This is a genomic window from Spirulina subsalsa CS-330 (assembly GCF_028330765.1).
Taxonomy (GTDB): domain Bacteria; phylum Cyanobacteriota; class Cyanobacteriia; order Cyanobacteriales; family Spirulinaceae; genus Spirulina; species Spirulina subsalsa_A.
This window is the reverse complement of the sequence record NZ_JAQMTY010000220.1, coordinates 1-5,012: the sequence shown is the minus strand read 5'-3', so window position 1 is coordinate 5,012 and position 5,012 is coordinate 1. Positions and strand designations below refer to the sequence as shown.

The 5,012-nt window shown below is 52.7% G+C and carries 5 protein-coding genes; 3 read left to right on the top strand and 2 right to left on the bottom strand.

Translation table 11 applies throughout. The features are described 5' to 3' along the window. Nucleotides 1-2,378, top strand: a 2,378-nt coding sequence (locus tag PN477_RS15280; RefSeq protein ID WP_272147404.1) for a PAS domain S-box protein, incomplete at its 5' end; no start/stop codon positions are given. A gap of 127 nt (nt 2,379-2,505) precedes the next feature. Here PN477_RS15280 and PN477_RS15275 read toward each other — a convergent pair. Then, nucleotides 2,506-2,718 carry a hypothetical protein gene (locus PN477_RS15275; protein WP_272147403.1) on the bottom strand — a complete coding sequence of 71 codons (213 nt, stop codon included), beginning with the start codon at nt 2,716-2,718 and terminating at the stop codon, nt 2,506-2,508. A gap of 249 nt (nt 2,719-2,967) precedes the next feature. Between PN477_RS15275 and PN477_RS15270 the strand changes: the two genes are divergently transcribed. Then, nucleotides 2,968-3,861 carry an aldose epimerase family protein gene (locus PN477_RS15270; RefSeq protein WP_272118321.1) on the top strand — a complete coding sequence of 298 codons (894 nt, stop codon included), beginning with the start codon at nt 2,968-2,970 and terminating at the stop codon, nt 3,859-3,861. Nucleotides 3,862-4,076: 215 nt separating this feature from the next. Further along, nucleotides 4,077-4,445 carry a phage holin family protein gene (locus PN477_RS15265; RefSeq protein ID WP_272118322.1) on the top strand — a complete coding sequence of 123 codons (369 nt, stop codon included), beginning with the start codon at nt 4,077-4,079 and terminating at the stop codon, nt 4,443-4,445. Here the strand turns inward: PN477_RS15265 and PN477_RS15260 are convergent. Next, on the bottom strand, nt 4,437-4,889 hold the full coding sequence (locus tag PN477_RS15260; protein ID WP_272147402.1) for an energy transducer TonB: 453 nt from the start codon (nt 4,887-4,889) through the stop codon (nt 4,437-4,439). The genes PN477_RS15265 and PN477_RS15260 overlap by 9 nt on opposite strands. Between the last annotated feature and the right edge of the window lie 123 nt (nt 4,890-5,012).

Genomic DNA, 5,012 nt, shown 5'->3' with positions numbered 1-5,012 from the left:
GTCATGCGGCGGCGATCGCCGCCGGAACCCTAGATATTCCGATGGAGCCGATGGGGATAGGTAGCATCTATCGCCTCAGTCAAACCTTTATTGATATGCAGCAGCAGTTGCGTCAATCCTTTGAGACGATTACGGAAAACGAGCACCAACTTGAGGCAATTATCAACAATATGCCGCTGGGGGTGGGGGTGTTTGATCCCTCTGGGCGTTTGGTGTTGATCAATCAGCGGGGGCGGGAGCTGTTTGGCCACCAGACTCCCGATGCGGCTCCGGAGGAGATGAGCCAACGGTATCGGGTGTATCAGTCGGGGACAGATCAGCTTTATCCGACGGAACGTTTGCCGATTATTCAGGCGTTGGCGGGCCAATCGTCTCAGGTGGACGATATGGAAGTAGAGATCGAGGGGCGACGTGTGCCCCTTGAGGTCTATGCGGCTCCGATTTTAGACCAGCGGGGCGAGGTGAAGTATGCGGTGAATGTTTTCCAGGATATTAGCGATCGCAAACAAGCCGAAGCCCTTCTCAATCGCTACAATGCCGAACTTGAAGCTGCGATCGCCCAGCGCACCCAAGACCTCCAAGCCTCTGAATCTCGCTTTCGGGGGATTTTTCTCTATTCGGCAGTGGGGACAGTGCTAGTGAACACATCCCGCCAGATCATCGAAGCCAACGCGGCCTTTTGTGAAATGCTCGGCTACGGCGAAGCCGAGCTAACCGAACGCCTGATCGACGACATTACCCACTCCGATGATCTTGATCTGAGCATCCGCCAGGTTCAGCAACTGCTCAATGGACAAGCCGCCATCCACAATCTCGAAAAACGCTATCTCCACCGCCAAGGTGCGATCGTCTGGGGCCTGCTCTCCATCGCCCTGATCCGCGATCGTGACGGCAGCCCCCGCCATTTCATTGCCCAAGTGCAAAATATTACCCAACGCAAAGCCCTCGAAGCCAAACTACAACAGGCCAAAGAAAACGCAGAAATCGCCAACCAAGGCAAGAGCAATTTTCTCGCCAACATGAGCCACGAACTGCGCACCCCCCTCAATGCCATCTTGGGCTATCCGCAGTTATTAATGTCCAGCCCGAACCTGTCGGATCAAGATCGGATGTTTTTACAAACCATTACCAACAGTGGTGAATATTTACTGAATCTGATCAATCAAATTCTCGACCTTTCTAAAATTGAAGCAGGTCGAATGATCTTGAACATTAGCACCACTAATTTACATGATTTATTGCACAATCTAAACACGATGCTCGCGCCGAAGGCAACGAAAAAGGGTCTTAACTTCAGCGTTGAACACGATGAAAATGTACCCTGTTTGATCCAAACTGATGGTGTAAAATTACAGCAAATTTTAATCAATTTACTCAATAATGCGATTAAGTTCACCGCTTCTGGATCAGTGGCTTTGCGGGTGAGCGTGGACGGAAAAGGCGATCGCTGTGCGTTGGATGATTGTCGGTTGCGTTTTACGGTGATGGATACGGGGGTGGGAATTGATGAGGCAGAGCTAGACCATGTTTTTGAGATGTTTATGCAAACTCACAGTGGCCGGCAACAGCAGGAGGGAACGGGGTTAGGTTTGGCGATTAGTTATCAGTTTGTGGAGATGTTGGGGGGGGTTTTGACGGTGGATAGTGAGGTGGGACGGGGAACCGAGTTTCAGTTCACTATTGATGCAAAACTGCAAGAGGAGTCATCCCACCCTCAGACTCAGCAACCCTTGACCATGACGCTGCTACCGGGTCAACCCCAGTACAAGATTTTGGTGGCGGAAGATAATCCGGTGAATCGGTTATTGCTGGGAAGTTTGTTGAGAAATTGGGGATTTCAGGTGATTGAGGCGGTGGATGGGGAAGCGGCGATCGCTCAATGGCACGCCCATCGCCCGGACTTGATTTTTATGGATATTCGGATGCCAAAATTAGACGGCGATCGCGCCCTCCAAGCCATTTACAGCCAAGCCCCCGACTCGCCACCCCTCGCCATTGCTGTCACGGCGAGCGCCTTTGAGCAAGACCGCGATCTCTTGCTGACCCAAGGCTTTCAAGCCGTGCTGAGTAAACCCTTTCGGGGCGAAGACCTGATCCAACTGCTTCAGCAATACCTCGGCGCTCAATTTTCCTCATCGTCCCCCTCACCGCCCCCGGTTCCGGATTCCCCACAACTCACCCCAGCCGCGTTACGCGCTTTACCCCCATCCTGGCGCAACCAATTCTATGAGGCGGTACAAGTGGGACGTGCGGAAGAGATGAAAACCCTGATCGCGTCGTTGGCACCGGAACATGATGCGATCGCGCAATCCCTCTTACACCGCGTCGATGCCTACGAATTCGGCGAACTCTTTGATCTCTTTGATGCCCTTCGTTAACCCGGTATCGGAAATTCCCTAGTTATACACAGGGGCTACCCTCCCCCAGAGCGTACCTACCCACGAAAAGAGACGTTCACCGGAACGTCTCTTTTCGTGATAAATGCACGTTGGAACAAGGAGCGTGTTAGATCGCCACCTCTAAATGGGCGGGAATCATCGATGTGCCGAGGCTTTCCCGTTCTACCTTGCCCCCTTCGATCGCTTGAGTGAGCGATCGCAGCGCTTGGAGATCGGTCGGTTGGCAACTGTGATGCATCAAAAGCTGTAAAATCAAGCTTTCTGAGGCAACACTAATACACCCTGTTTCAAATGCAGACTTGACCAGTGAGTGGATCATAGGACAAGCACCCTGAGTAGTTTCCTGTACAGACTCAGCATATCCGGATTTTTCCCTCGTGAGATTGATATCAGGATTTTGCCAGGGTGATTATGATCACAAGTCTTAAAAAAGGACGGCCCAAGATCCCAGGTCAATGACACAATGGGATCACCCCAAACCGTTCACGAAAAACCCAATCTCGTTTTCAGGGAAAGTCTCAGGCTGGGGGCGGTGTCCATCGTTGTGTGTGAGGAACAAAAAAACGCCATGTTTACCATTGCGCTGAAACAAGAGTTATATCCCACCTATATTTTGTCGGATCAATCGGCCCAAGCTCGCCTAGAAGTAGTGCCGGAACGGGGTGGGATTATTACCGCATGGCGAATTCAGGGACAAAATTTTCTTTATTTCGATCGCGATCGCTTTGCCGATCCGAGCCTCAGTATTCGCGGCGGCATCCCGATTCTGTTCCCCATCTGTGGCAATTTACCCAACGATCTCTACGTCCACAAAAGTAAGTCCTATCACCTCAAGCAGCATGGCTTTGCCCGTGATCTGCCCTGGGAGGTGAGCGATCGCATCACCTCCGACGGCGCAGGACTCATCCTCACCCTCCGCAGCACCGAGCAAACCCGCGCCCAATACCCCTTTGATTTTGAACTCCAATTCACCTACCTCCTCAAAGGCAATTCCCTCAAAATTAATCAACTCTTTATCAATCATTCCGATGATGTGATGCCCTTCGCCACTGGCCTACATCCCTACTTCAACATCCAAGACAAAAAACGCCTCAGCTTCGACATTCCCGCCCCCCAAAAACAAGACCACATCACCCAAACCATGGGCAGTTTTTCCGGCAGTTTTGACGTTGATGCCGAGGAAGTGGATGTGGCGCTTTTCCCCGTCCAACGCCCCACAGCGAGCATGACCAACCATCGGCATAACGTCAAATTAACAATGCGCTATTCCGATATCTATTCCACCCTCGTCTTTTGGACGGTTAAAGGTAAAGACTACTGCTGCCTCGAACCCTGGAGCGCCCCCCGCAACGCCCTCAACAGCAAAGACAAGCTCGTCTATCTCGACCCCGGCACATCCTGCCAAGCCTCCGTTGAGTTCACCGTCAGCTATCTCAAACCCCCGGAACCTGCCACGAAATAACGTCAGGTTCTAAACCCCTAGCGAGCAAGATGCTCGCACTACGGAATGACCGGATTATTTTCTTAAGTTTCATTAGCCCCTTGTCCATCTGCGTCCGATGGTGCTCCGGTTCGGAAATTACGAGGGGCGCACCGAGGGAGAAAGTTGATACCGTTAGGAAAAGGGCAGAAGATCCCCGCGATCGCACACTGCTCATACTAATTTGGGAGGTTCCTATGGTGCAATTTTTAGTGACGTGGTTAGTTTCAGCGGCAGCGGTGCTTTTAACCGTGTGGTTGATTCCCGGTTTGAGCATGGCGGGGTTGACCTCTGCGTTGATCGCGGCTCCGGTTTTTGGGATTGTGAATGCGGTGGTGAAGCCGATTTTGGTGTTGTTCACCCTGCCGCTGACGGTGTTGTCGTTGGGTTTGTTTTTGCTGGTGGTGAATGCGATTGCCTTTGGTTTAGTGGGTTATCTCACCCCCGGTTTTACCGTGGCGGGCTTTTTCCCGGCGCTCTTCGGTTCCCTGGCGCTCTCGTTTATTTCCAGTTTGTTGAATAGTCTGCTGCAATCCGACGACGAAAGCGCTCTCACCTCACGCTAAGGGGCGCAGGGTTAACCGAATCGTGTAGTCAAAGGCTTTCGGCTGACCTTGATCCAACGTTGGATTGAATTGCCAGGTTTCAATAATTTTGGCCGCTACGGCTCCCGCCTGTGACGGTGTTAGCGATCCCGCTAGCACCGTTGTTTTGTCGGGCAACACTTCGGCGCGTCCTGTGGCATCGATAATCACCACCACATCTAAAATGAGCGGCTCGGTCAACGTTAACCCCAACGGCGCGAGATATTGCGCGATCGCTAATTTCTGTTCCGCCCTGCGCACTGTGGCAAGCTGATCCGGTACATCCCGCTGCACCGTTTCCCCATAGGCATTCGTAAAACTGGGCAGCGTCGGATTTGCTGCGATCGCCATAAATTCCGTCGCCTCAGCAGTACCATCATTGCCCGGACTCCCTCCCCCGTTCGTCCCCGGTGGCGGCGGTAACACGGGGGGCGAGGGTCGGGGGGATGGGGATGGATTGGGATTCGGTGAGGGATTGGGATTCGGTGAGGGACTGGGATTCGGTGAGGGACTGGGATTCGGTGAGGGACTCGGTGATGGGGATGGATT